Below are 20,782 nucleotides of genomic sequence, written 5' to 3'. Positions count from 1 at the left end.
TCCGCCGGGGCGCCCCTAGCCTGGGGCCGTGCAGGGGAACGACTCGGCACGGACGGCTGCGGGCTCCGCGGCCACTGCCCGCTGCGTTCCTCGTGCCCTCCTGCTCGCGGTCCTGGTGGGCTGCCTCTACGCCCTGCTCTCGGTCCTGTCCGGGACCGCGCGTGCCCACGACGGTGACGACCCGCCGGGTGTCGTCCCCGAGGTCGTCGACGCCGGACCCGCACCGGTGGCGGACGTCGCACTCCCCGAGGTCGTGGCGCCCGTCGAGACGCGAACGGAGACGGAGACGGTCGTCGAGGCGGCCACCGAACCGGTGGACCACGAGGTGGCCCACGTGGTGGAGGTCGTGCCCCGGGTGGACGACGAGGTGAACCCCGTGGTGGAGGTCGTCCCCCCGGCGGTCGACGAGGTCGTCGAGGTCGTCGAGGTCGTCGAGCCGGTCGTCGAGCCGGTCGCGCCGCCTGCTGCCGCACCCGTCGGCCCACCGGTCGACCGGCCCGTGGTCCCGCCGGTGGTCGAGCCGGTGGTCGACGAGGTCGTCGAGCCGGTCGCGCCGCCTGCTGCCGCACTCGTCGGCCCACCGGTCGACCGGCCGGTCGACCCGCCGGTGGTGGGCGGGGTGGTGCCGCCGGACGAGAGCGTTGCCGCGGGAACGTCGGATCCGGCGGTCGAGCCGGTGGTCCTCGTGGTCCCCCCGGCCGTCGGCGAGCCTGCGGGGACACCTGAGCTCGACGTCGACGTCGTGCACCCAGCGGTCCACGTGGCGGCCCCGGTGACCGCGCGCGTCGTCGAGGTCGAGACCCCGGTGGCGAGGCCGTTGCCCGACCGCGGGCCGCCGGTCGTCACCCCGGTGGCCCCGCCGCCGTTGGTCGACGGGGTCCGGCCGTTGGCCGAACACGTCGTCCCGGCGCCCCGGCAGGTGCGAGGCCCCGTCCCGTCTGACGTCGAGGCCGTCGCCCCCGCGACCGAGCCGGCGGTCGAGGTCGTCGCTCCGGTGCGCGAGGTTCCCGTCCCCCCGGTTGGGACGACCGGCCCGGTGGTCGAGCCGGTCGTCGATGCGCCCGTCCCGGTGGTCGACGTCCCGGCTCCCGGGAGCGACGTGGTCGCCGACGCCCCGCCCGCCGCCGTGCCGTCACCCGAGCCGGTGGCCGGGGACGTGGCCCCGGGAGTCGAGCCGGCTTCCGGGACGGCGTCCCCCGTCGACGAGCCGGTGGCCGAGCACGCGACCCCGGGAGTCGAGCCGGCTTCCGGGACGGCGTCCCCCGTCGACGAGCCGGTGGCCGAGCACGCGGCCCCGGGAGTCGAGCCGGCTTCCGGGACGGCGTCCCCCGTCGACGAGCCGGTGGCCGAGCACGCGGCCCCGGGAGTCGAGCCGGCTGCCGAGACCGTCGAGCCGACGGTCGCCGGGACCGTGGAGCCGGCGGTCGCCGGGACCGTGGAGCCGGCGGTCGCCACCGTCGCCGGTACGGCGCCGACCCCCCCGGCCGACACCGCGGTCACCACTCCGGTCGCGGCCTGCGACGGCGCGGTCCCGGCGACCGCCCTGGCTGTCCCCGTGCTGCCCCGCGTCCACACGGCCGCGGCCGACCTGCTGGGGCACGGGACGTCCAAGGCCGATCCGCGGACCTCCGACCCGGCCGCTCCGCCGCCTGCTCCCGCCGCTGCCGAGCCGGTGCCGGCACCCCTGCCCGCCGACCCGGCGCCCGCGCCTGCTCCACCGGCCCCGACTCCGGCTCCGGCTCCGTCCGGGCCGTCCACGCTCACCTCGTCGTCGACACCGCTGGCCGCCCTCGCCGCGGTGTTCGAGTCCGACCTGCCGCGCGTCGCCACGCGCGCGGTCCTCGTCGGGTCCCCGGTCCACGACCCGGTGGGCCCCACGCTGTCCGACCCCGGCTTCTCGCCCGACTGACCTCCCCTCCGGCGTGCGCACGGCCGTCGCGAGGGAGAGCACTGTCCGCTCCCCGTATCCCGGTCGGTGGTGCACGCCTCCCTGGCGTGACCTCGACCTGGCTCCCGCTGGGCCGGGGCCACCGGGCGGGGAGGTATCGGGGATGGGGGTACCAGGCGCACCGGCCGCTGCCGTGCCGGGGACCCCTGACCTCCCCGCCCGTTTCCGAGAGGACGGCGGGGGCGGCGCTGCCGCGGCGCCGCCCCCGCCGTCCGGTGTGCCAGGACGTCCGCACGCGGCGGGACACCATCCGCGTGCGGACTCCTGCCGCGCGGCAGCCCCGTCGGGCACAGTGGGCGGCATGACGGCGGTCGTGGTGGTCGGGGTGGTGGCAGTGCTCCTGGTCATGGCGCTGGGCCTGTGGCGCGCCTGGACGGTCACCGAGCGGCGGAGCCGCGTGTCCGCGGGCAGATCCCCTTCCAGCCTGCGGTCGAGGCCTGCCCACCACGCCGGGTACGTCGCCGGTGGTGGCGTCGTCAGCGGTGGCCTCGTCAGTGGTGGCGGCTTCGACGGCGGTGGCGGCTTCGGGGGCGGAGGCTGCGACGGCGGCGGCGGAGGAGGCGGGTTCTGACCTCCCGACCGGCCGATCAGGCCGGCCGGGGTCGCTGACCTCGCTCGCCGTCCGGACGGTGGCCGATGCCGCCGGGACCGTGGTCGGCCGGGACCTCCTCGCCCTGCGCGACCGGGCCGGGTGGCGTGCCGTCGCCGAACGGTGCGCCGCCGAGCTCCTCGCGGCCGTGCGGGGTCAGCCAGTTCGACGTGTCCGGGCCCTGCGGGATGACCTGCGTCGGGTTGATGTCGGCGTGCACGACGTAGTAGTGCTCCTTGATCTGCGGGAAGTCGGTGGTGTCACCGAACCCCGGCGTCTGGAACAGGTCGCGCGCGTAGGCCCACAGCGCCGGCATCTCGGCCAGCTTCTGCCGGTTGGCCTTGAAGTGGCCGTGGTAGACGGCGTCGAAGCGGGCCAGGGTGGTGAACAGCCGGACGTCGGCCTCGGTGATCGTGTCGCCCATGAGGAAGCGCTGCGTCGACAACCGCTCCTCCAGCCAGTCCAGCGCCGTCCAGAGCCGGTCGTAGGCCCGGTCGTAGGCGCGCTGCGAGCCGGCGAAGCCGCACCGGTACACGCCGTTGTTGACCTCGGTGTAGACGCGCTCCATCACGTCGTCCATCTCGTCCCGCAGGTGCTCGGGGTAGAGGTCGGGCGCGCCGTCGCGGTGGTGCGCCGTCCACTGGGTGGAGAAGTCGAGCGTCATCTGCGTGAAGTCGTTGGTGACGACGGCCTTGGTGGCGACGTCGACCATCGCCGGCACCGTGATGCCGCGCGGGTACTCGGGGTCGCGGGCGAGGAAGGCCTCCTGCAGCCGCTCGTAGCCGAGCACCGGGTCGCGGCCACCGGGGTCGAGGTCGAAGGTCCAGCTGCGCTCGTCGTGGGTGGGGCCGCAGATGCCCATCGAGAGGACCGGCTCGAGGCCGAGCAGCCGGCGCACGATCGCCGCGCGGTTGGCCCACGGGCAGGCGCGGGCGATGACCAGCCGGTAGCGGCCGGCCTCGACCGGCCAGGGGCTCGACCCGTCGGAGGTGATCCGGTCGGTCAGGTAGTTGGTGTCCCGGCTGTACTCCTGGCCGTTGGCCACGTACCCGGATCCCGTGTCGTCGCTCACGCCGTCCAGCCTCGCCGACGCCGGTCGGCGCCGCGCGGGGAGTGCTGCGCGCGACCTCGTGCTCTGGTCCGCACGTGGACCAGAGCACGAGCGTCGGCAGCGGTCACAGCCGGGACGTCGTCGCGTCGTCCTCCGCACCGCCGAAGTACTGGTCGAGGACGGCCCGGAAGACCGGCTCGTCCGGGGCCGCGTGGGCGAACAGCGTCATCGACGAGCGCAGCTTCACCGCGTCGACCGGGCCGAGCACCCGCACCGGGTCCGACCCCGGCAGCGCGGTGAGCGCCCGCGCGCACTCGACCAGCCGCGGGCCCAGCACCGGGTGGGCGAGGTAGGCCCGGGCCTCGTCCAGCCCGCTGATCGCGTAGTGCTGGGCGGTGGCGCTGCGGCCGAGCCCGGCGACCTGCGGGAGGACGAACCACATCCAGTGGCTGGTCTTGCGCCCGGCGCGGAGCTCGGCGAGGGCACGGTCGTACGTGCCGGACTGGGCGTCGACGAAGCGCTGCAGGTCGGGGGTCACCTGATGAGCATGCGACCCGTGGACGGCGCGGGCGAGCACCGCCCCGGCAGGGTCAGGCGGCGTGCAACCGCGGCAGCACCGCGGCCGTGAACAGGTCGACGGCCGCCCGGCGCCGGTCGCCCGACCCGACCGGGGAGAAGACCAGCGTCTCGGCACCGGCGTCGGCGTACTCGCGGGCCCGGGCGACCACCCGGTCGGGGTCGCCGTGCAGCAGGTAGCGGTCGGCGAGGCGGCTGAAGTCCTGCTGGTAGACGGCGCTGACGTGCTCGACCACGTCGCGGCGGGCGACGGCGGCGTCGGCGTCCACGCCTCCCCAGCAGAAGACGGCGCCGCGGACGCCGGCGGGGTCCCGGCCGGCCGCCTCGGCGGCGGCACGCACCTGCGCCAGGCTCTCGGCCATCTGCTCGGGTGTGTACATGTAGGGCATCCAGACGGCGGCGGAGCGGCCGGCGCGGCGGATGGCGGCGGGGCTGCGGCCACCGAGCCAGATCGGCGGGCCCCCCGGCTGGACCGGGCCGGGGGAGAGGGTCACGCCGTCGACGCGGGTGAAGCGGCCGGTGAAGTCCACCGGACCACCGCCCCACAGCTGCCGCATCAGCTCGAGCGCCTCGTCGGTCCGGGCACCGCGCTCGCCGACGTCGACGCCGGCCGCGACGAACTCCGGCGGGTACTCACCGCCCACCCCGACGCCCATGTCGAAGCGCCCGCCGGAGACCTGGTCGAGCGTGGTCGCCAGCTTCGCGGCCAGCGCGGCCGGGTAGAGCGGCAGCACGGTGAGCGAGCTGAGCAGCCGGATGGACCGGGTGACCCCGGCGGCCGCAGCCAGGGCCACGAACCCGTTCGGGTGCGCGCTGTGGAAGAACAGGTGCTCGCCCGTGCCCACCCCGTCGTAGCCGGCGTCCTCGGCGGCGCGCGCCTCGGCGGCCACCGCCGGCTGGTCGGAGCTGAGCGTCAGGACCACCCGCACGGCTGCCTCCTCCTGCGGTGCTCAGCCGACCCGCGTGAGCCGGTCCCGGTAGCGCCGGGCGTTGGCCACGTACAGGGGGACGGCGTAGTCGAGCTGCGCCGCGATCCCCGCGCCCTCACGGATCCTCGCGGGGACGCCCAGCGCCCGCGAGTCCGGAGGCACCACGGTGTCCTCGGCGACGAGGGCACCGGCACCGACGAGACAGCCGTCGCCGACGACGACGCGGTTGAGCACCACGGAGCCCGAGCCGATCAGGCAGCGGTCGCCGACCGTGCACCCCTCGAGGTGGGCGAGGTGGCCGACGACGCAGTCCGCGCCGATGACCGTCGGGTGGGTCTCGGTGGTGTGCAGCACCGTGCCGTCCTGGATCGACGTGCGGGCGCCGACGCGGATCTCGCCGTAGTCACCCCGCAGCACCGCCTGGGGCCAGACGCTCACGTCCGGGCCGAGGACGACGCGGCCGACCACCGTGGCGTCGGGGTGGACCCACGCCGTGGGGTGCACCTCCGGGGCGACGCCGTCGAGCGCCCAGAGGGTCACGACCCGTCGGCCACGAGCTCGGTGTCCACGCCGATCCGGCCGACCTGGGACGCGCCGCCGGGGCTCCCGAGCGGGGCGTCGCGACCGGGCAGGGGCTCGACGAAGAAGCGCCGGTTGTCGGCGATGTGCGGTTCGTTCTCGTCGCTGACCCGGCGGTCCTGGGCGATCGCCTCGACGGGGCACACCGGCTCGCAGGCCCCGCAGTCGATGCACTCCTTGGGGTTGATGTAGAGCTTGCGGTCGCCTTCGTAGATGCAGTCGACCGGGCACTCCTCGACGCAGGACATGTCGGTGGTGTCGATGCACTCGGCGCCGATGACGTAGGGCACGGGGTCGTCTCCTCGCGGTTCGGTGAGGCCGGGTCAGGCGGGCGCGGCCGCGCCGGTGCCGGCGGGGTCGTCGCTGCTGTGGCCGGGGAAGAGCGGCTGGTCGGGGTCGAGGTGGGTCGCGGCGGTGTCGGCGACCGGCGGTGCCGTGTCGCCCGGTGGCCTCGCCGGCCCGGTCACTCGGGACCCCCGGTGATCGGTGTGAGGTCGGGCTTGGCGGCGCCGCCGAGACGCTCGAGGGCCAGCTCGCGGATCCGGAAGCGCTGCAGCTTGCCGGTGGCGGTGGTGGGCAGCTCGTCGAAGACGAGGATGTGCCGCGGCCGCTTGAACGCCGCCAGCCCCTCCCGGCAGAAGGCGACCAGGTCCTCGGCGCCGGCCGTCGAGCCCGGCACGAGGACGACACAGGCGACCGGCTTGTCCAGGCCCGTCTCGTCGGGCACCGAGACGACGACCACCTGGTTGACCTCGGGCGAGGCCCGCAGCCGCTCCTCGACCTCGGTGGGCGAGACCCAGATGCCGCCGGCCTTGATGATGTCGTCGGTGCGGCCCAGCGAGGAGTAGTAGCCGTCGGCGCTGCGCACGTAGGTGTCGCCGGTGCGCACCCACTCGCCCTGGAAGACCCGCCGGCTCACCGCGGTGCGCGACCAGTAGCCGGTGGCCGCGGACGAGCCGCGCACCCACAGGTTGCCCGGGGTGCCGTCGGGGACCGGCCGGCCGTCGTCGTCGAGGATCCTCGCCTCGTAGCCGGCCACGATCTCGCCGGTGGAGCCGGGGCGGGTCCGGCCGGGGCGGCCGCTGATGAAGATGTGCAGCATCTCCGTGGAGCCGATGCCGTCGAGCATCTCCACGCCGAAGGTGCTGGTGAACCGCTCGAAGAGCGCCGCGGGGAAGGCCTCCCCGGCCGAGACGCACGCGCGCACGCCGGTGAAGGTGTCCCGGGGGAGGCCGGCGGCGAGCAGCGCGGCGAAGTAGGTGGGCCCGGCGAAGAACAGGGTGGGCCGCTGCTCCCGGAGGACCCGCGCGGTGCCCGCGGGGCTCGGCCGGGACCGGTCGAGCACCGTGCTGGCGCCGACGGAGAACGGGAAGGTGAGGGTGTTGCCCAGCCCGTAGGCGAAGAAGAACTTCGCCACGGAGAAGGTGACGTCGTCCGGGCCGATGCCCAGCACGTCGCGGGCGTAGGTCTCGGCGGTGTCGCGCAGCGACCCGTGCCGGTGCATGGCGCCCTTGGGGGTGCCGGTCGTGCCGGAGGTGTAGAGCCAGAAGGCGGGGGAGTCGGCGATCGTGGGGTAGGGCTCGGCGACCGCCTCCAGGAAGTCGGCGCCGGCCGAGACGAAGGAGTCCCAGCTGCGCACCCGGGCACCGGTGACCTGGGGGAGCTCGTCGTCGGTGAGGACGACGACGTCGGCGAGGTCGCGGGACCCGCTCACCGCGGGGCCCAGGCCGGCGAACTCCGAGCTCAGCGCCACCAGGCGGGCCCGGCTGTCGCGCGCGAGCGTCGTGATGTCCGCGGGCGTGAGCATCGTGCTCACCGGCACCGGGACCGCGCCGATGCGCATCCCGGCGAGGAACGCCGTCAGCAGCTCCGGGGTGTCGCCCATGCACAGCAGCAGCCGCTCCTCGGGTCGCACACCGGAGGCGACCAGGGCCGCGGCGAAGCGCCGGACGTCGTCGTCGAGCTGGGCGTAGGTGAGGGTCCGCACGCCGCCGTCGAGGTCGATCGCGGTGATCGCCCGCTTGCCGGGCGTGGCCCGGGCGTGGCGGGTGACGAGCCACTCGGTGGCGTTGAAGACCTCGGTCGCGGAGGACGCGGCGACCGCGGGCACGGCACGGGGGGCGGGCGGGGCGGTGTCGAGCGTGGCCACGGTGCTCACTCCTTCGCAGAGACCGGTCCGGCGGGGCCCGGCCGGGGCGGGTGGTGCGCGGGAACGGGTCACGGCCGCGGCCGGGTCCGGTCGGGGACCCGGCCGCAGCGGTGGCGGGAGGGTCCTCCCTCAGAAGCGCACGTAGTCGTACTCGACCGGCAGCGAGTTGATGCCGACCGACGGCGGGGCGATCCAGCCGGCGAACTCGCCGGGCTCGTAGTGCGGGACCATCAGCTCGGCGACGCGCTCCCGGTCCTCGGGAGTGGGCAGGTACTCGCCGACCCGCTGCTCCCAGGTGGCCGCGTCGACGATGTCTCCCTCGGGCGTGATGTGGTGCCCGGCGAAGGCGCCGACCTTGCGGTTGAAGCCCTGGTGCGGCAGGAACAGCCGCTGCTCGAGCCCGGCCTCCTCCAGCTCCTGGTTCCACCGCCGGACGCCGTTCTCGCAGTCGGCGGCGTACTCGTTGCGCAGGTCGAGGTTGAGCGCGGTCAGCATCGGCACCGTGCGCGTGCTCAGCCGCCCGTCCTCGACGACCGGCACGTCCATCGTCAGGTCGTGCAGCTGGTGGTCGTCCTTGCGGCGGGTCTCCATCCACCGGCCCTTGAGCCCGGATGTGTAGTACGCGGCGACGTTGGACGAGGTCTCCGAGCCGAAGAGGTCCATCGAGACGGAGTACTGGAAGTTCAGGTACTTCTGGATCACCGACAGCGGGATGCCGCCGTACTCCCAGATGTCGTCGGTGCCGTGCTCCTTCATGAGCTGGGCGGTCCGCTGGACGGTGCGCTGGACGCCGGTCGTCCCGACGAACATGTGGTGCGCCTCCTCCTTGAGCATGAACTCGCAGGTTCGCGCCAGCGGGTCGAAGCCGCTCTCCTTGAGCGTGCCGAGCTGGTACTTGCCGTCCCGGTCGGTGAAGTAGGTGAACATGAAGAACGACAGCCAGTCGGTCGTCTCCTCGTTGAACGCCCCGAGGATGCGCGGCGAGTCGAAGTCGCCGGAGTTGCGCTTGAGCAGCTGCTCGGCCTCCTCGCGGCCGTCCTTCCCGAAGTAGGCGTGCAGCAGGTAGACCATCGCCCACAGGTGCCGGCCCTCCTCCACGTTGACCTGGAAGAGGTTGCGCATGTCGTAGAGCGACGGCGCGGTCATGCCCAGGTGCCGCTGCTGCTCCACCGACGCGGGCTCGGTGTCGCCCTGGACGACGATCAGCCGGCGCAGGTCCGACCTGTGCTCGCCGGGCACCTCCTGCCAGGCCGGCTCGCCCTTCCTGTCCCCGAAGTTGACCTTCCGGTCCGGGTCGCGCTCGGCGAGGAAGATGCCCCAGCGGTAGTCCTCCATCGGCACCCGGTCGAAGTGCGCCCAGCCGTCGCGGCCGACGGCGATCGCCGTCCGCAGGTAGACGTCGTGGGTCGGGATGGACGGGCCGAGGTTCTTCCACCAGTCGAGGAACTTCGGCTGCCAGCCCTCCAGCGCCCGCTGCAGCTTGCGGTCGCCGGACAGGTTGACGTTGTTCGGGATCCGCTCGCTGTAGTCGATCCTCGACAGCGGCCCGGTGGGCGTCGGGGCCTCGCCGGTGACGGTGCCGTCCTGGGGGTTGCTCTCCGTCGTGGTCATGGTCAGACCCGCTTCCTGTCGTAGTCGGCCCGCTTGCCGGTTCCGTAGCGGCGCAGGGCGCCTTCGGGGCCAGCGGCGTTGGGCCGCTGGAAGATCCAGTTCTGCCAGGCGGTGAGCCGGCCGAAGACCTTGGTCTCCGGGGTCTCGCGGCCGGCGAAGCGGAGGTTGGCCTCCATGCCGGTGAGCGCGTCGGGGGAGAAGCTGGCGCGCTCCTCGATGACCAGGCGGACCTCGTCCTCCCAGTCGATGTCGTCCGGGGTGCTGGTGACCAGGCCGAGCTCCGCGGCGTCGGCGGCGGCCAGGTCGCGGCCCACGGCGGCCTCGGCGGCGGCCAGCTCCGCGGCGGAGCCGAGGAAGCGGACCTGCAGCCGGGACAGCCCGTTGCCCATCGGCAGCAGGCCGGTGTTGAACCCGTCCAGCCGGACGACCGCCGGCGGCAACGGGTCCTCGTCGTCCTCGAACTGGCCCTCGAGCATGTACTGGCGGTCGGCGGCCAGCGCGATCTCGGCCAGGGCGCCGACGAAGCACGAGCCGGGCTCGATCAGCGCGAAGAGGCTGCGGCTGGTGGTGTCGAGCCGCTTGAGGGTCCGGCGGTGGAAGCCGATCGTCTCGTTGACCAGCCAGTGCTCGCGGTGGGCGAGCAGGAACTCGTCGTAGGCGGCCGCGGTGGCGACGGCGTCCTCGGTGCGGCCCTCGGTGCGCAGCAGCCAGGTGCCGACGCTCAGCTCGTTGGTGCGCAGCCGCAGGATCGCGTCGTCGAGCTCGCGGGTGGCGGCCAGCAGCCAGGCGGCGTCGCCCTGCTCGTGCAGCTCCTCGACGCTGCCGGGGACGGCGGTGGGGCCGAGGACCGTGATCGTGGCGGTGCCCGAGTCGCGGTCGAGGACGACGCGCACGTGCTCGTAGCGGGTCGTGTCGCCGTCGACCTCGCGACGCAGGGGGGTGAGCGGCACGCCGGTGGTGCCGGCGCCCGGCCGGCTGGACGCGGCGGCCGCCTCGGCGGCCCGCCGCGCGATCTCGGCGTCGAAGTCGCGGGCCTTGACGCTGGCGTCGACCAGCCGCCACTGCACGGCGCGCTCGCCGCGGATGCCCTCGGCGGTCGTGGCGAAGACGTCGGCCAGGTCGCGGCGGACGCCGCGCTTGTCCACCACCCGCGTCAGGCCACCGGTGCCCGGCAGCACGCCGAGGAGGGGCACCTCGGGCAGGGAGACCGCCGAGGAGTTGTCGTCGACCAGCACGATCTCGTCGCAGGCCAGGGCCAGCTCGTAGCCGCCGCCGGCGGCGGTGCCGTTGACCGCGGCGATGGAGCGCAGGCCGGAGTGGGCGGAGGCGTCCTCGAGGCCGTTGCGGGTCTCGTTGGTGAACTTGCAGAAGTTCACCTTCCAGCTGTGCGGCGACGCCGCGAGCATCTTGATGTTGGCGCCGGCGCAGAACATCCGCTCCTTGCCGCTGGTCACCACGACGGCCTTGACCTCGGGGTGCTCGAAGCGGATCCGCTGCACCGCGTCGTGCAGCTCGATGTCGACGCCCAGGTCGTAGCTGTTCATCTTCAGCTCGTAGCCCGGCACGATGCCGCCGTCCTCGGCGACGTCGAGGACGAGCGTGGCCACCTCGCCGTCGACCCGGAGCGTCCAGTGCCGGTACCGCTCCGGTGAGGTGTCGAAGGAGACCTCGGTCGTGGCGGCCGGTTCGGCGCCGGGGGCCGGGCCCTCCATCGCCGCCGAGCGGTCTTCGAGGGTCGTCACGGTGCCTCCAGGGAGTCGCGGGCGCCACGGTGCACGGGCCTGCCGGCACCCATCGTGACGTGCTACACGACCTTGCGCAAGTGGCTCACCACCTGTAGACATGTGGCACAGACCACAGCCCTGCGGGTCGTGCGCGCCGCGCGGCTCCGGATCCCGGACGGGGGTCGGACATGGCCGTTCCCGACACGGAGGCGGACGCCCTGCGCTGGGTGCGCGAGGACGACCCGCGGTGGGACGCCGACCGCGAGCGGGTCTTCGCGACCGTCCCCGAGGGCGTCTTCCGCACCGACTCCCGCGGGCACGGCGAGCGGTTGTCCAGCGACTGGTGGCGCGTCGAGCGCGCCGGCTCCGTCGTGGGCTATGGCTGGCTGGACGACGTCTGGGGCGACGCCGAGGTCCTGCTGGCCGTCGAGGGCGGCGCGCGGGGGACCGGCGTGGGCGCCTTCGCCCTGCGCCACCTCGAGGAGGAGGCCGCCGCACGGGGACTCAACTACGTCCTCAACGTGGTCCGCGACACACACCCGGAGCGGGGGGTGGTGACGGCCTGGCTGGAGCGGCAGGGCTTCACGGCCGCCGAGGACGGCCGGCTGCGCAAGCGGGTCGGTGACCGGGTCCGCGACATCGGCCAGCACCAGGCCGGCCGGCCGGGCACCGGCCGGGCGACACCCCCGGACGGGGACCGGCAGGCGCGGTACCTCGCCGAGCGGGAGCGGGCCGAGGGCCGGCCCCGGCCGGACACCGAGCCCGCCGTCGTCGGCGCCGACCGGGGGCCCGGCGAGGAGGAGAGCGGCGGGTACGTCGACCCCGAGCGGCACCGGTACTGACGGCCGCTCAACCGACCGCGACCGGCCGGCGGCGCGGCGCGACCACGAGGGCGACGCCCAGCGCGGTGACCGCGACGCCGGCCAGCGACACCGGCGGCGGGACCACCCCGAACAGCAGCCAGGCCTCGAGGGCCACGGCCGGCGGCACGAGGTAGAAGAGGCTGGACACCTCGGCGGCCGTGCCCCGCCGGAGGAGCAGCATCAGCAGCAGGACCGCGCCGAGGGAGAGTGCCAGCACCAGCCAGACCATCGCCAGCACGAAGTCGCCGGTCCACCGGATGGTCATCCGCTCCGTCGCGACCGCGCCCAGCAGCAGGACCGCCGCCGCGGCCGCGTACTGCACGGCCGTGCCCCACAGCAGCGGGACCCCGGCGCCGTACCGCTTCTGGTAGACCGTGCCGGCGGTGCCCGAGGCGAGCGCCACCAGGCAGGCGAGCAGGCCCGGCGTCGACAGCGCCCCGGCCCGCCCGGCCGCCGCGGTGAGTCCCGGCCAGACGACCACGACCACGCCGGCCACCCCGAGCGCGAGGCCGAGCCACTGGCGCAGCGCCGTCCGCTCCCCGAGCACCCGCCCGGCCAGCACGACGGTGAGGACCGGCTGCAGGCTGACCACGACCGCCGACACGCCCGCCGGGGTCCCGAGCGAGATCGCGACGAAGACCCCGCCGAGGTAGCCGGCGTGCAGCAGCAGGCCGACCGCCGCGGAGTGGCCGTACTGCGCCGGCCGGGCGGGGACGGCCGCGCGCAGGGCGAGCGCGAGCAGCGCCAGCAGCGACGCGGCGATCACCATCCGCAGCCCCAAGAAGGTCAGCGGCTCGGCGTAGGGCAGGCCGTACTGCGCGCCCACGAAGCCGGTGCTCCACAGCAGCACGAAGAGCGCGGGCACACCGAGCCGCTGCAGGCGCGACCGGCCGGGGTCGGTCACGGGGAAGTCAGGCCACGCCGAGGAGCCGGTGGGCCACCGAGCTGTCGCTGCGGAACTCCGGCGTCGAGCAGCGGTGCACGATCCGGCCCTTCTGCACCACCGCGATCTCGTCGGCGACGGCGAAGGCCAGGTGCAGGTCCTGCTCGACCACCAGCAGGGTCACGCCCTCCGCCTTCATGCCGACGACGACCTGGCCGATCACGTCGACGACGGCGGGGGCGAGCCCGTCCGACGGCTCGTCCATGAGCACCAGCCGCGGGTTGGTCAGCAGCGCCCGGGCGATGGCCAGCATCTGCTGCTCCCCGCCCGAGAGCTGCCCGGCGCTGTGCCGCAGGCGCTCCCCGAGCCGCGGCAGCAGCTCGACCACCCGGCGGGTGTCCCAGGGACCGCGCCCCCGGCCACGGCGCGCGGCCAGGTCGAGGTGCTCGGTCACGGTGAGCGGCGCCCAGACCCGCCGCCCCTGCGGCACGAGGGCCACCCCGGCCCGGGCGACGACGTCGGGGCGGCGGCCGGTGAGGTCCACGCCGCCGAGCCGGACGGTGCCGGCGGAGGCCCGCACCAGCCCCATGAGCGTGTTGACCAGCGTCGTCTTGCCGACGCCGTTGCGGCCGAGCACGCCGAGCACCCGGCCGTCGGACAGGTCGAGGTCGACGCCCTGCAGCACGGTGCTGTGCTTGTACCCGGACTCGAGTCCGCGGACCTCGAGCACTCAGCTCACCCCCAGGGAGGCCGGTCCGGCCGAGTCGGTGAACAGGGCCTCCCGGCCGGTGCCCAGGTAGGCCTCCTGCACGGCGTGGCTGGCGCGCACCTGCTCGGGGGCGCCGGTCAGCAGCACCCGGCCCAGGTGGAGCACGGTCACCGACCGCGCCAGGGCGAAGACGACGTCCAGGTCGTGCTCGACGATGACCACGGTGATCGACTCCGGCAGCGCCCGGACCAGCTCGACCAGCCGCGCGCTCTCGGCGGGGGACATGCCCGCCGCCGGCTCGTCGAGCAGCAGCAGCTGCGGGTCGCAGGCCAGGGCGACGGCCACCTCCAGCTGCCGCCGCTCGCCGTGGGACAGGTCGGCCACGGGACTGCCGCTGCGGGACCCGAGGCCGACGTCGGCGAGCAGGGCGGCGACCCGCTCCCGGGCGGCGGCCTGCCGCCGGGGCACGAGGGACGCGCGCGACCCGCGGCGCCGCTGGGCGGCGAGCAGCACGTTCTGCTCGACGGTCTGCGAGGTGAACAGGCTGGAGTGCTGCAGGGTCTGGCTGATCCCCAGCCGGGCCCGGGCGTGCTCCGGCAGCCGGGTGACGTCGGTGCCGGCGAAGGACACCCGCCCGGCCGACACCGGCATGCTGCCGGTCACCAGCTTGAACAGGGTGCTCTTGCCCGCGCCGTTGGGACCGATCAGCGCGTGGCGCGCGCCGGCCGGGACGTCGAGGGTCACGTCGTCGACCGCCGTGAGCGCGCCGAAGTGCCGGCTCACCCCCGACAGGGACAGCAGGGCCCCGCTCACGTCGCCCCTCCCCGGGCCGCGCGCCGGCGCCGCAGGGCGCCGGAGACCCCGGCCAGGCCGGCGAAGCCCCGCGGCAGCAGGTAGACGGCGAGCACGAAGACGATGCCGAGGACCAGGGGGCCGTGCCCGTCGAGGGTCGGGCCCAGGGCGTCGCGGACGAGGACGACGACGGCGGCGCCGAGCACCGGCCCCCACAGCGAGCCCGCCCCGCCCAGGACGACCGCGAGCAGGGCCAGCGCGCCGGTGGTGAAGCCGGCCTCGCTCGGCGTGACCAGGCGGACCTGCGCGGCGAAGAGGCCACCGGCCACCCCGGCGAAGGCGCCGGCGATCACGAAGGCCACGTACTTGTAGCGGAACGGGGAGTACCCGAGCGACCGCATGCGGGGCTCGTTGTCGCGGATGCCGCGCAGCACGCCGCCGACGGGAGAGCGGGAGACCAGCCAGAGGCAGGCGAAGCCGGCGACCGTCACCGCCAGGACGAACCAGTACACGTACCCGGCGAGGGTGAGCGGCGTGCCCCCGAGCCGGACGGCCGGGATGCCGTAGAGGCCGTTGGAGCCGCCGGTCACCGAGTCCAGGGTCGTGGCCAGCTGGAAGACGATCTCGCCGATGGCCAGGGTGAGCATGAGGAAGAAGACCCCGCTGCTGCGCACCGCCAGCCACCCGGTCGCCGCGGCCGCGACCGCCCCGGCGAGCCCGGCGGCCAGGACCGGGACCACCCCCTCGCTGGTGACGTGGACGGACACGAGCCCGGCCGTGTAGGCACCCACGCCGAAGTAGGCGGCGTGCCCCAGCGACGGCAGGCCCGTGACCCCGACCAGGAGGTCGAGGCTCACCGCGAACAGCGCGAACACCAGGACGCGGCCGAGCACCGTCGTGGCGAACGGGGCGAGGAAGAACGGCGCGGCGGCCAGCAGCACCAGGGCGAGGACGGCCGGGAGGGCACGCAGCAGCGGCGGGGGACGCCGTCGCCCGTCGGGCCGGTCGGCGGACACCGGGGTGTCGGCCACGGTGGACTCCACGGCGGCGCTCACGTCCCCGCCAGCTTCCTCGGGCCGAACAGCCCGCGCGGCCGCAGCACGAGGACCAGTGCCAGGGTGCCGAACAGGATGAAGGAGGCCACGTCGGGCAGGAGCGCCCGGCCGAGCGACTCCACCTGCCCGATGACGAGGGCGCCGACGAGCGCTCCCTTCACCGAGCCGAGCCCGCCGATGACGACGACCACGAGGGCGAGGATGAGGATGGTGTCGTCGAGTCCGGGCCGGGCGCCGTAGACGGGCGCGCCGAGCACCCCCGCCACGGTCGCCAGCATGGAGCCGATGCCGAGCACGGCCACCTTGACCTTGCGGTTGTCGATGCCCATGGCCGAGACCATCTCGCGGTCGGCCACGCTGGCGCGGACCAGCGCGCCGACCGAGGTCCGCTCGACCACGACGTAGACGACGGCGGCGAGCACCAGGCCGACCCCGATGAGCGCCAGGCGGTAGGCCGGGTAGGAGCGGCCCAGGAAGGACACGCTCTCCGCGAGCCCGGGCGGTGCGCCGACGGAGAGCGCGTCGTTGCCGTAGACGATCGACAGCACCTCCGCGACCACGAGCGACACCCCGAGCGTCAGCAGCGCCTGGTCGAGGATGGGCCGCCGGGCCAGGGGCTCGGTCATCACCGACAGGACGCCGCCGGCGAGCAGCCCCACGAGCGCGGCGATCCCCAGCGCGGCGAGGAACCCACCCCACGTCGCGCCGTCGGAGAGCAGGTTCCAGGCGAGGTAGGCGCCGACGAGGAACAGCGCCCCGTGGGCGAGGTTCAGCACGTCCATCATGCCGAAGACGATGGACAGGCCGACGGCGAGGATGAACAGCAGCGAGCCGATGGCGAAGCCGTTGAGGATGCTGACCAGGTTCTGGTCGAACCAGCCGATCACGGTCTGCGGCCTCCTCCCGGCCTCCCCGCCGCGGCGGCGGGGGAGGGCGGCGACGGGGACGACCGGGACACCGGGCTCAGCTGCCCGGCTGGGGGAAGGTGCCCAGATCGGTGACGACGCTGTTCACGAGCGTCCCGCCCTCGTCGGTCACCTCGCGCAGGTAGATGCTCTGCTCGGGCGTCTGGCCGTTGAAGCTCCACGGGCCGCGCGGGCTGTCCTCGATCTCGCCGAGACCCTCGAGGGCGGCAGACAGCTCCTCGCCGCTGAGTCCCCCCGCCTCGGCGAGGGCGTCGGCGAGCACGTTGGCCGTGTCGTAGGTGGTCATGCCGAACACCGTCGGCGGCTCGTCGTAGGCCGCCTCGTAGGCCTCGACGAAGTCGGTGTTGACCTCGTTGTCGATCTCCGTCGAGTAGTGCAGCGTCGTCTGCACGCCGACGGCGGAGGGCCCCTGGGCCTCCAGGACGCTGCCCTCGGTGAGGAAGCCGGAGCCGTACAGCGGGATGTCGGCCTTGAGGCCGAACGAGTCGTACTGCTGGACGAAGCTGACCGCCTCGGCGCCGGAGTAGAAGACGAACGTGGCGGCCGCGCCGGACTCGCGGATCCCCGAGAGGAACGGCTGGTAGTCCTGGGTGGTCCCGAACGGGGTCAGCGCCTGGCCGGCCACCGTCCCCCCGCCGGCCTCGTAGGCCTCGGTGAAGCCGGCGACGACCTCCTGCCCGGCGGCGTAGTCCGGCGCCATGACGTAGACCGGGCCGACGCCCTCCTCGGCCAGGTGCTGGCCCATGGCCGCGGCGACCTGGGCGTTGGTGAAGGAGGTCCGCCAGACGTAGGGGGAGGTGGCCTCGCCGGTGATCGCACCCGCCCCGGCGTTGGCGACGATCAGCAGCTTCTGCGCCTCGGTGAACTGGTCGGCCGCGCCGAGGGCCGTCGCCGAGTTGACGATGCCCACCACGACGTCGACCTGCTCCTCCTGGAGCAGGCGCTGGATGGCGGGCACGCCGGTGTCGGGGCCCTCCCCCTCGTCGGCGACGACGGTCTCCACCTCGTAGTCGCCCATCCGGCTGTCGTTCTGCTCGAGCCACAGGTCCCAGCCCTGCTGCATGTCCTCGCCGAGCGGGGTGTAGACGCCGGCCTGCGGGATCACGAGGCCGACGCGGATGGTGCCGCCGCCGCCACCGTCACCCTCGCCGCCGGACTCCTCGCCACCGCCCAGGCTCCCGCCACCGCAGGCGGTCGTGGCCGACAGCAGCGCCACCGCGCCGAGCGAACCGAGCAGCCGTCCCCGGGGCAGGCCGTGCACCGTCATGCAACTCTCCGTCGAGTCAGGACGTGCTACAGCGACACGTCTGTTGGTGGCAGAGCATGTAGCGGGCCCGTCGATTGTGTCAAGGCTCACACCCGCGCGCCCGGGGGCCGGACCCTCGTCGTCGACCGCGAGGGGGGTGTGGTCGGGGTGTCACGATGTGTGCGTGGAACTCGTCGAGGGGCCGGTCGTGACGCGGCGCCAGGAGCTGGGGGCCGCCAGTGCGCGCAGCCTGCTCCTCACGGTGCTCGGTGAGTTCGTGCTGCCCAGCGGCGCCCCGGTGTGGACGGCGACGCTGATCGACCTCCTGGCCGACCTCGACGTCGCCGAGAAGGCCGCCCGGCAGGCGATCATGCGCACCGCGGACAGCGGGTGGATCGCCGGCAGCCGGGTCGGCCGGGAGACCCGCTGGTCGCTCACCGAGGCCGGGACGGCGCTGCTGCGCGAGGGCACCGAGCGCATCTACGGGTTCGCGGCGGAGGACGGTTCCTGGGACGGGCGCTGGCTGGTGCTCGCGGTGGGCGTGCCGGAGAACGCGCGCCCGCTGCGGCAGCGGCTGCGGACGCAGCTCGGCTGGGCCGGCCTGGGGTCGATCGACACGACCACCTGGGTCACCCCGCGCATCGACCGGGAGCAGGCGGCCCGCCGGGTGCTCGAGGACCTGGGCCTGCTGTCCGGCAGCTGGTCGTTCGTCGCCGAGGCCGGCGCCGTCGGCGACGAGCGGTCCCTGACGCGCACGGCGTGGGACCTCGACGCGATCGAGGGCCGCTACGAGGACTTCCTGGAGCTGGTCGGGAGCCGCCGGCCCCGCACGGACCGGCAGGCGCTGGTCGCCCAGGTGCGGCTGGTCCAGGAGTGGCGCCGGTTCCCGCTCCTCGACCCCGGGCTGCCGCGGGAGCTGCTGCCGCCGCGGTGGAGCGGCAACCGGGCGGCGGAGGTCTTCCGCGAGCGGCACGCCGCCTGGGCGCCGCGGGCCCACGCGGCCTGGCGCGAGCTCAGCCGCGACGGCTGAGGGGCCCGGAGCCACCGGTCCCGGGCCCTCAGGCGGTCGGGGCGTGCGCGGCCAGCCAGGAGCGGCCCGCCTCGGTGAGCACCCGCATGTCCCGATCGGCCTGCAGCAGCGGCGGGTCCTGGCGGTAGAGCCGGGCGACCAGGTGGCTGTCCGGGGCCAGCTGGCGCGCGATCTGGTGCGCCTCGAGCTTGTGCAGCCGGCCGCCGGGCGCCTCGGCGAAGCGCCGCAGCAGCGCCGCCTGGGCCTCCTCGGGGTCGCGGGCGGAGCCGTTGCGGGCAGAGCCGTCGGCGGTGGCCGGGGCGGGCTCCTCGTCGAGCAGGGACGTGACCGCCCGGGAGAACGTCTGCACGAGGTCGCGGATCCGGTCGTCGCGCGAGGGGGTGACCGTGTCGCCCCCGGACCCCTGCCAGGTGCGCTGCGGGTGGCGGCGCAGGTACTCCTGCTCCAGCTCGAGCATCCGCTCGGTGTGCGTGCGGAACTGCTCGGCGGTCCCGTGGAGGAACACCCAGTGGCGCATCGCGTGCGCGTGCACCCCCTGGCGCTCCAGGTCCTCGTCGGACAGCTCGCGGGCCGGGACGCCCGGTCGTTCGGTCATGACTGCTCCTCCGCTCGGCGCGGGTCCGTGGCCCGGGTCGCATCGTGCTCCTGGCCCGTGCGGCTGTCAGCACGCCGTGCTGCCCGCACGCGGGGGACCCCGGACGGGCTACACGTCGGTTGGCCCGACGACGCGTCACTGTAGGACGTTAAGGTGGTGACGTAGGCGCTCCGGGCGTCCGGGACGGGAGGACCACCGCATGCTCGACGGGCACGTCCTCGTGGACGCCCACGTCCACGTCCCCCGGCTGTCGTCGCTGACGCCGGCGTGGGTCGACTGGGCGCGGCAGTTCGGGCGGCCGGGGGTCCTGGAGGAGGTCTGGCGCGCCGACGGGACGCCGGACCCGGCGGCGCTCGACCGCCTCTTCGCCGACGAGGGCGTGGACGTCGCCCTGCTCTTCTGCGAGTACAGCCCCAAGGCGACCGGCTACCAGCTCTTCGACGACCTGCTGCCGATCGTGGAGCACAACCCGCGGCGGTTCCGGCCGGTCGCCAACGTCAACCCGCACCTGCACTTCCCGATCGCCCGCGAGCTGGAGCGCCAGCTCGACCTGGGCGCCGCCGCACTCAAGATCCACCCCGTGCACGGCGGCTTCCGCCCCGACGACGCGGCGATGTACCCGGCCTACGCCGTGCTCGTCGAGCGCGGCGTCCCGCTGGTCGTGCACTGCGGGACGAGCAGCTTCCCCGGGTCGACGAACGCCTACGCCGACCCGCAGCTGCTCGACGCCGTCCTGCGCGACTTCCCCGACCTGCACGTGGTGCTGGCCCACGGCGGCCGCGGCTGGTGGTACGACGCGGCGGCCTTCCTCGCCGTCTCGCGGCCCAACGTGTGGATCGAGCTCTCCGGTCTGCCGCCCAAGCGGCTGCCCGAGTACTACGCGCGCTTCGACCTCGGCCGCCTGGCGCGCAAGTTCGTCTACGGCACCGACTGGCCGGGCGTCCCCGGGCAGGCGGTCAACGCCCGGGCGGTCGCCTCGCTCGGCCTGCCCGACGACGTCGTCCCGCTCGTGCTCGGCGGGAACGCGCTGCGGGTGTACGCCGACCTGGCGCCCGCGGTCCCGTGACGGGAGGCGGTGACGGTGTGGCTCCTCGGCCGGTCGCTCAGCCGGACGTGCGGGCCGGCCTGACCATGCAGGTCAGCCGGGCGCTGGCGGTCAGCCGGCCGCGGTCGTCGGCCACCTCGATGACGAAGGTCGACAGGGGCAGCTGCGCGCCGGCGGGCGTGCAGACCGCGGTCACCCAGCCGGACGTCACGGCCGCGACGTAGCTCGCGTTCAGCTCGATCCCGACGACCGTGGCACCGGGCCCGGCGTGCAGCGCCGCGGCGTAGGACCCGACGGTCTCGACCAGGCTGCAGGTGGCACCGCCGTGCAGCAGGCCGTGGGGCTGCGTGTTGCCCTCCACGGGCATCCGGGCGACGACGTGGTCGGGGTCCCAGTCGGTGATCTCGATGCCGAGCTTCTCGTCCAGGGCACTGGCGAGGTCCGACGGCAACCAGGCCGGCGCTTCCGCGGTCACCCCCGGG

General features: G+C 74.7%; 22 protein-coding genes. 5 read left to right on the top strand and 17 right to left on the bottom strand.

Going from position 1 to position 20,782, the window contains the following annotated elements; translation table 11 throughout:
- Nucleotides 1-28 precede the first annotated feature (28 nt).
- On the top strand, nt 29-1,909 hold the full coding sequence (locus ABQ292_RS10130) for a hypothetical protein (protein WP_369205850.1): 1,881 nt from the start codon (nt 29-31) through the stop codon (nt 1,907-1,909).
- 340 nt (nt 1,910-2,249) lie between these two features.
- A complete protein-coding gene (locus ABQ292_RS10125) occupies nt 2,250-2,519 on the top strand; it encodes a hypothetical protein (RefSeq protein WP_369205848.1) in 270 nt (89 codons plus the stop codon).
- 16 nt (nt 2,520-2,535) lie between these two features.
- On the opposite strand, the gene ABQ292_RS10120 is transcribed toward ABQ292_RS10125, so the two are convergent.
- From ABQ292_RS10120 to boxC, 9 genes are all read right to left on the bottom strand, one after another.
- Nucleotides 2,536-3,609, bottom strand: a complete 1,074-nt coding sequence (locus ABQ292_RS10120; RefSeq protein WP_369205846.1) for a glutathione S-transferase family protein — start codon at nt 3,607-3,609, stop codon at nt 2,536-2,538.
- 103 nt (nt 3,610-3,712) lie between these two features.
- Complete coding sequence (locus tag ABQ292_RS10115; protein ID WP_369205844.1) at nt 3,713-4,126, bottom strand: DUF1810 domain-containing protein; 414 nt, start codon at nt 4,124-4,126, stop codon at nt 3,713-3,715.
- Nucleotides 4,127-4,178: 52 nt separating this feature from the next.
- Nucleotides 4,179-5,093, bottom strand: a complete 915-nt coding sequence (locus ABQ292_RS10110; protein ID WP_369205842.1) for an LLM class flavin-dependent oxidoreductase — start codon at nt 5,091-5,093, stop codon at nt 4,179-4,181.
- A 21-nt stretch (nt 5,094-5,114) separates the two neighbouring features.
- Nucleotides 5,115-5,633 carry a gamma carbonic anhydrase family protein gene (locus tag ABQ292_RS10105; protein WP_369205840.1) on the bottom strand — a complete coding sequence of 173 codons (519 nt, stop codon included), beginning with the start codon at nt 5,631-5,633 and terminating at the stop codon, nt 5,115-5,117.
- Nucleotides 5,630-5,962 (bottom strand): ferredoxin, encoded by a 333-nt coding sequence (gene fdxA / locus ABQ292_RS10100; protein ID WP_369205838.1) that lies wholly within the window; start codon nt 5,960-5,962, stop codon nt 5,630-5,632. Before fdxA ends, ABQ292_RS10105 begins: the two co-directional genes overlap by 4 nt.
- Before the next feature lie 33 nt (nt 5,963-5,995).
- A complete protein-coding gene (locus ABQ292_RS10095; RefSeq protein WP_369205836.1) occupies nt 5,996-6,139 on the bottom strand; it encodes a hypothetical protein in 144 nt (47 codons plus the stop codon).
- On the bottom strand, nt 6,136-7,821 hold the full coding sequence (locus ABQ292_RS10090; protein WP_369205834.1) for a benzoate-CoA ligase family protein: 1,686 nt from the start codon (nt 7,819-7,821) through the stop codon (nt 6,136-6,138). The genes ABQ292_RS10095 and ABQ292_RS10090 overlap by 4 nt, the downstream gene beginning before the upstream one ends.
- Before the next feature lie 129 nt (nt 7,822-7,950).
- Nucleotides 7,951-9,432, bottom strand: a complete 1,482-nt coding sequence (gene boxB, locus ABQ292_RS10085) for a benzoyl-CoA 2,3-epoxidase subunit BoxB (RefSeq protein ID WP_369205832.1) — start codon at nt 9,430-9,432, stop codon at nt 7,951-7,953.
- A gap of 2 nt (nt 9,433-9,434) precedes the next feature.
- Nucleotides 9,435-11,174 (bottom strand): 2,3-epoxybenzoyl-CoA dihydrolase, encoded by a 1,740-nt coding sequence (gene boxC / locus ABQ292_RS10080; RefSeq protein ID WP_369205830.1) that lies wholly within the window; start codon nt 11,172-11,174, stop codon nt 9,435-9,437.
- A gap of 170 nt (nt 11,175-11,344) precedes the next feature.
- Here boxC and ABQ292_RS10075 point away from each other — a divergent pair, with 170 nt between their 5' ends.
- On the top strand, nt 11,345-11,998 hold the full coding sequence (locus tag ABQ292_RS10075) for a GNAT family N-acetyltransferase (RefSeq protein WP_369205828.1): 654 nt from the start codon (nt 11,345-11,347) through the stop codon (nt 11,996-11,998).
- A 7-nt stretch (nt 11,999-12,005) separates the two neighbouring features.
- Here ABQ292_RS10075 and ABQ292_RS10070 read toward each other — a convergent pair whose 3' ends face one another.
- The 6 genes from ABQ292_RS10070 to ABQ292_RS10045 all read right to left on the bottom strand — a co-directional run bounded on the left by ABQ292_RS10070 (nt 12,006) and on the right by ABQ292_RS10045 (nt 17,651).
- Nucleotides 12,006-12,923 (bottom strand): DMT family transporter, encoded by a 918-nt coding sequence (locus ABQ292_RS10070; RefSeq protein WP_369205826.1) that lies wholly within the window; start codon nt 12,921-12,923, stop codon nt 12,006-12,008.
- A gap of 7 nt (nt 12,924-12,930) precedes the next feature.
- Nucleotides 12,931-13,632 carry an ABC transporter ATP-binding protein gene (locus ABQ292_RS10065; RefSeq protein ID WP_369205824.1) on the bottom strand — a complete coding sequence of 234 codons (702 nt, stop codon included), beginning with the start codon at nt 13,630-13,632 and terminating at the stop codon, nt 12,931-12,933.
- Complete coding sequence (locus tag ABQ292_RS10060) at nt 13,633-14,424, bottom strand: ABC transporter ATP-binding protein (protein ID WP_369205822.1); 792 nt, start codon at nt 14,422-14,424, stop codon at nt 13,633-13,635.
- The gene (locus ABQ292_RS10055; RefSeq protein ID WP_369205820.1) at nt 14,421-15,458 is read right to left on the bottom strand and encodes a branched-chain amino acid ABC transporter permease; all 1,038 of its coding nucleotides are present in this window, start codon (nt 15,456-15,458) and stop codon (nt 14,421-14,423) included. Before ABQ292_RS10055 ends, ABQ292_RS10060 begins: the two co-directional genes overlap by 4 nt.
- Nucleotides 15,455-16,345 carry a branched-chain amino acid ABC transporter permease gene (locus ABQ292_RS10050; RefSeq protein ID WP_369205818.1) on the bottom strand — a complete coding sequence of 297 codons (891 nt, stop codon included), beginning with the start codon at nt 16,343-16,345 and terminating at the stop codon, nt 15,455-15,457. The genes ABQ292_RS10055 and ABQ292_RS10050 overlap by 4 nt, the downstream gene beginning before the upstream one ends.
- A 76-nt stretch (nt 16,346-16,421) precedes the next feature.
- Nucleotides 16,422-17,651, bottom strand: a complete 1,230-nt coding sequence (locus ABQ292_RS10045; protein WP_369205816.1) for an ABC transporter substrate-binding protein — start codon at nt 17,649-17,651, stop codon at nt 16,422-16,424.
- A 163-nt stretch (nt 17,652-17,814) separates the two neighbouring features.
- Between ABQ292_RS10045 and ABQ292_RS10040 the strand changes: the two genes are divergently transcribed.
- A complete protein-coding gene (locus tag ABQ292_RS10040; protein WP_369205814.1) occupies nt 17,815-18,660 on the top strand; it encodes a PaaX family transcriptional regulator in 846 nt (281 codons plus the stop codon).
- A 28-nt stretch (nt 18,661-18,688) separates the two neighbouring features.
- On the opposite strand, the gene ABQ292_RS10035 is transcribed toward ABQ292_RS10040, so the two are convergent.
- Nucleotides 18,689-19,255, bottom strand: coding sequence for a DUF6158 family protein (locus tag ABQ292_RS10035; RefSeq protein ID WP_369205812.1), 567 nt, complete (start codon nt 19,253-19,255; stop codon nt 18,689-18,691).
- A 199-nt stretch (nt 19,256-19,454) separates the two neighbouring features.
- Here ABQ292_RS10035 and ABQ292_RS10030 point away from each other — a divergent pair, with 199 nt between their 5' ends.
- Nucleotides 19,455-20,321, top strand: coding sequence for an amidohydrolase family protein (locus ABQ292_RS10030; protein ID WP_369205810.1), 867 nt, complete (start codon nt 19,455-19,457; stop codon nt 20,319-20,321).
- Between the two features lie 37 nt (nt 20,322-20,358).
- Here ABQ292_RS10030 and ABQ292_RS10025 read toward each other — a convergent pair whose 3' ends face one another.
- Nucleotides 20,359-20,775 carry a PaaI family thioesterase gene (locus tag ABQ292_RS10025; protein ID WP_369205808.1) on the bottom strand — a complete coding sequence of 139 codons (417 nt, stop codon included), beginning with the start codon at nt 20,773-20,775 and terminating at the stop codon, nt 20,359-20,361.
- Between the last annotated feature and the right edge of the window lie 7 nt (nt 20,776-20,782).

This window comes from Geodermatophilus maliterrae, assembly GCF_041018925.1.
Lineage (GTDB): Bacteria > Actinomycetota > Actinomycetes > Mycobacteriales > Geodermatophilaceae > Geodermatophilus > Geodermatophilus maliterrae.
The sequence above is the reverse complement of the archived record's forward strand: the minus strand, read 5'-3'. Positions and strand labels throughout refer to the sequence as shown.

What these genes read in the sequence shown, in the direction of transcription:
- ABQ292_RS10125 (WP_369205848.1), top strand. Translation starts at nt 2,250, where the DNA reads ATGACGGCGGTCGTGGTGGTCGGGGTGGTGGCAGTGCTCCTGGTCATG.
- boxB (WP_369205832.1), bottom strand. Translation starts at nt 9,432, where the DNA reads ATGACCACGACGGAGAGCAACCCCCAGGACGGCACCGTCACCGGCGAG.
- ABQ292_RS10075 (WP_369205828.1), top strand. Translation starts at nt 11,345, where the DNA reads ATGGCCGTTCCCGACACGGAGGCGGACGCCCTGCGCTGGGTGCGCGAG.
- ABQ292_RS10045 (WP_369205816.1), bottom strand. Translation starts at nt 17,651, where the DNA reads ATGACGGTGCACGGCCTGCCCCGGGGACGGCTGCTCGGTTCGCTCGGC.
- ABQ292_RS10035 (WP_369205812.1), bottom strand. Translation starts at nt 19,255, where the DNA reads ATGACCGAACGACCGGGCGTCCCGGCCCGCGAGCTGTCCGACGAGGAC.
- ABQ292_RS10030 (WP_369205810.1), top strand. Translation starts at nt 19,455, where the DNA reads ATGCTCGACGGGCACGTCCTCGTGGACGCCCACGTCCACGTCCCCCGG.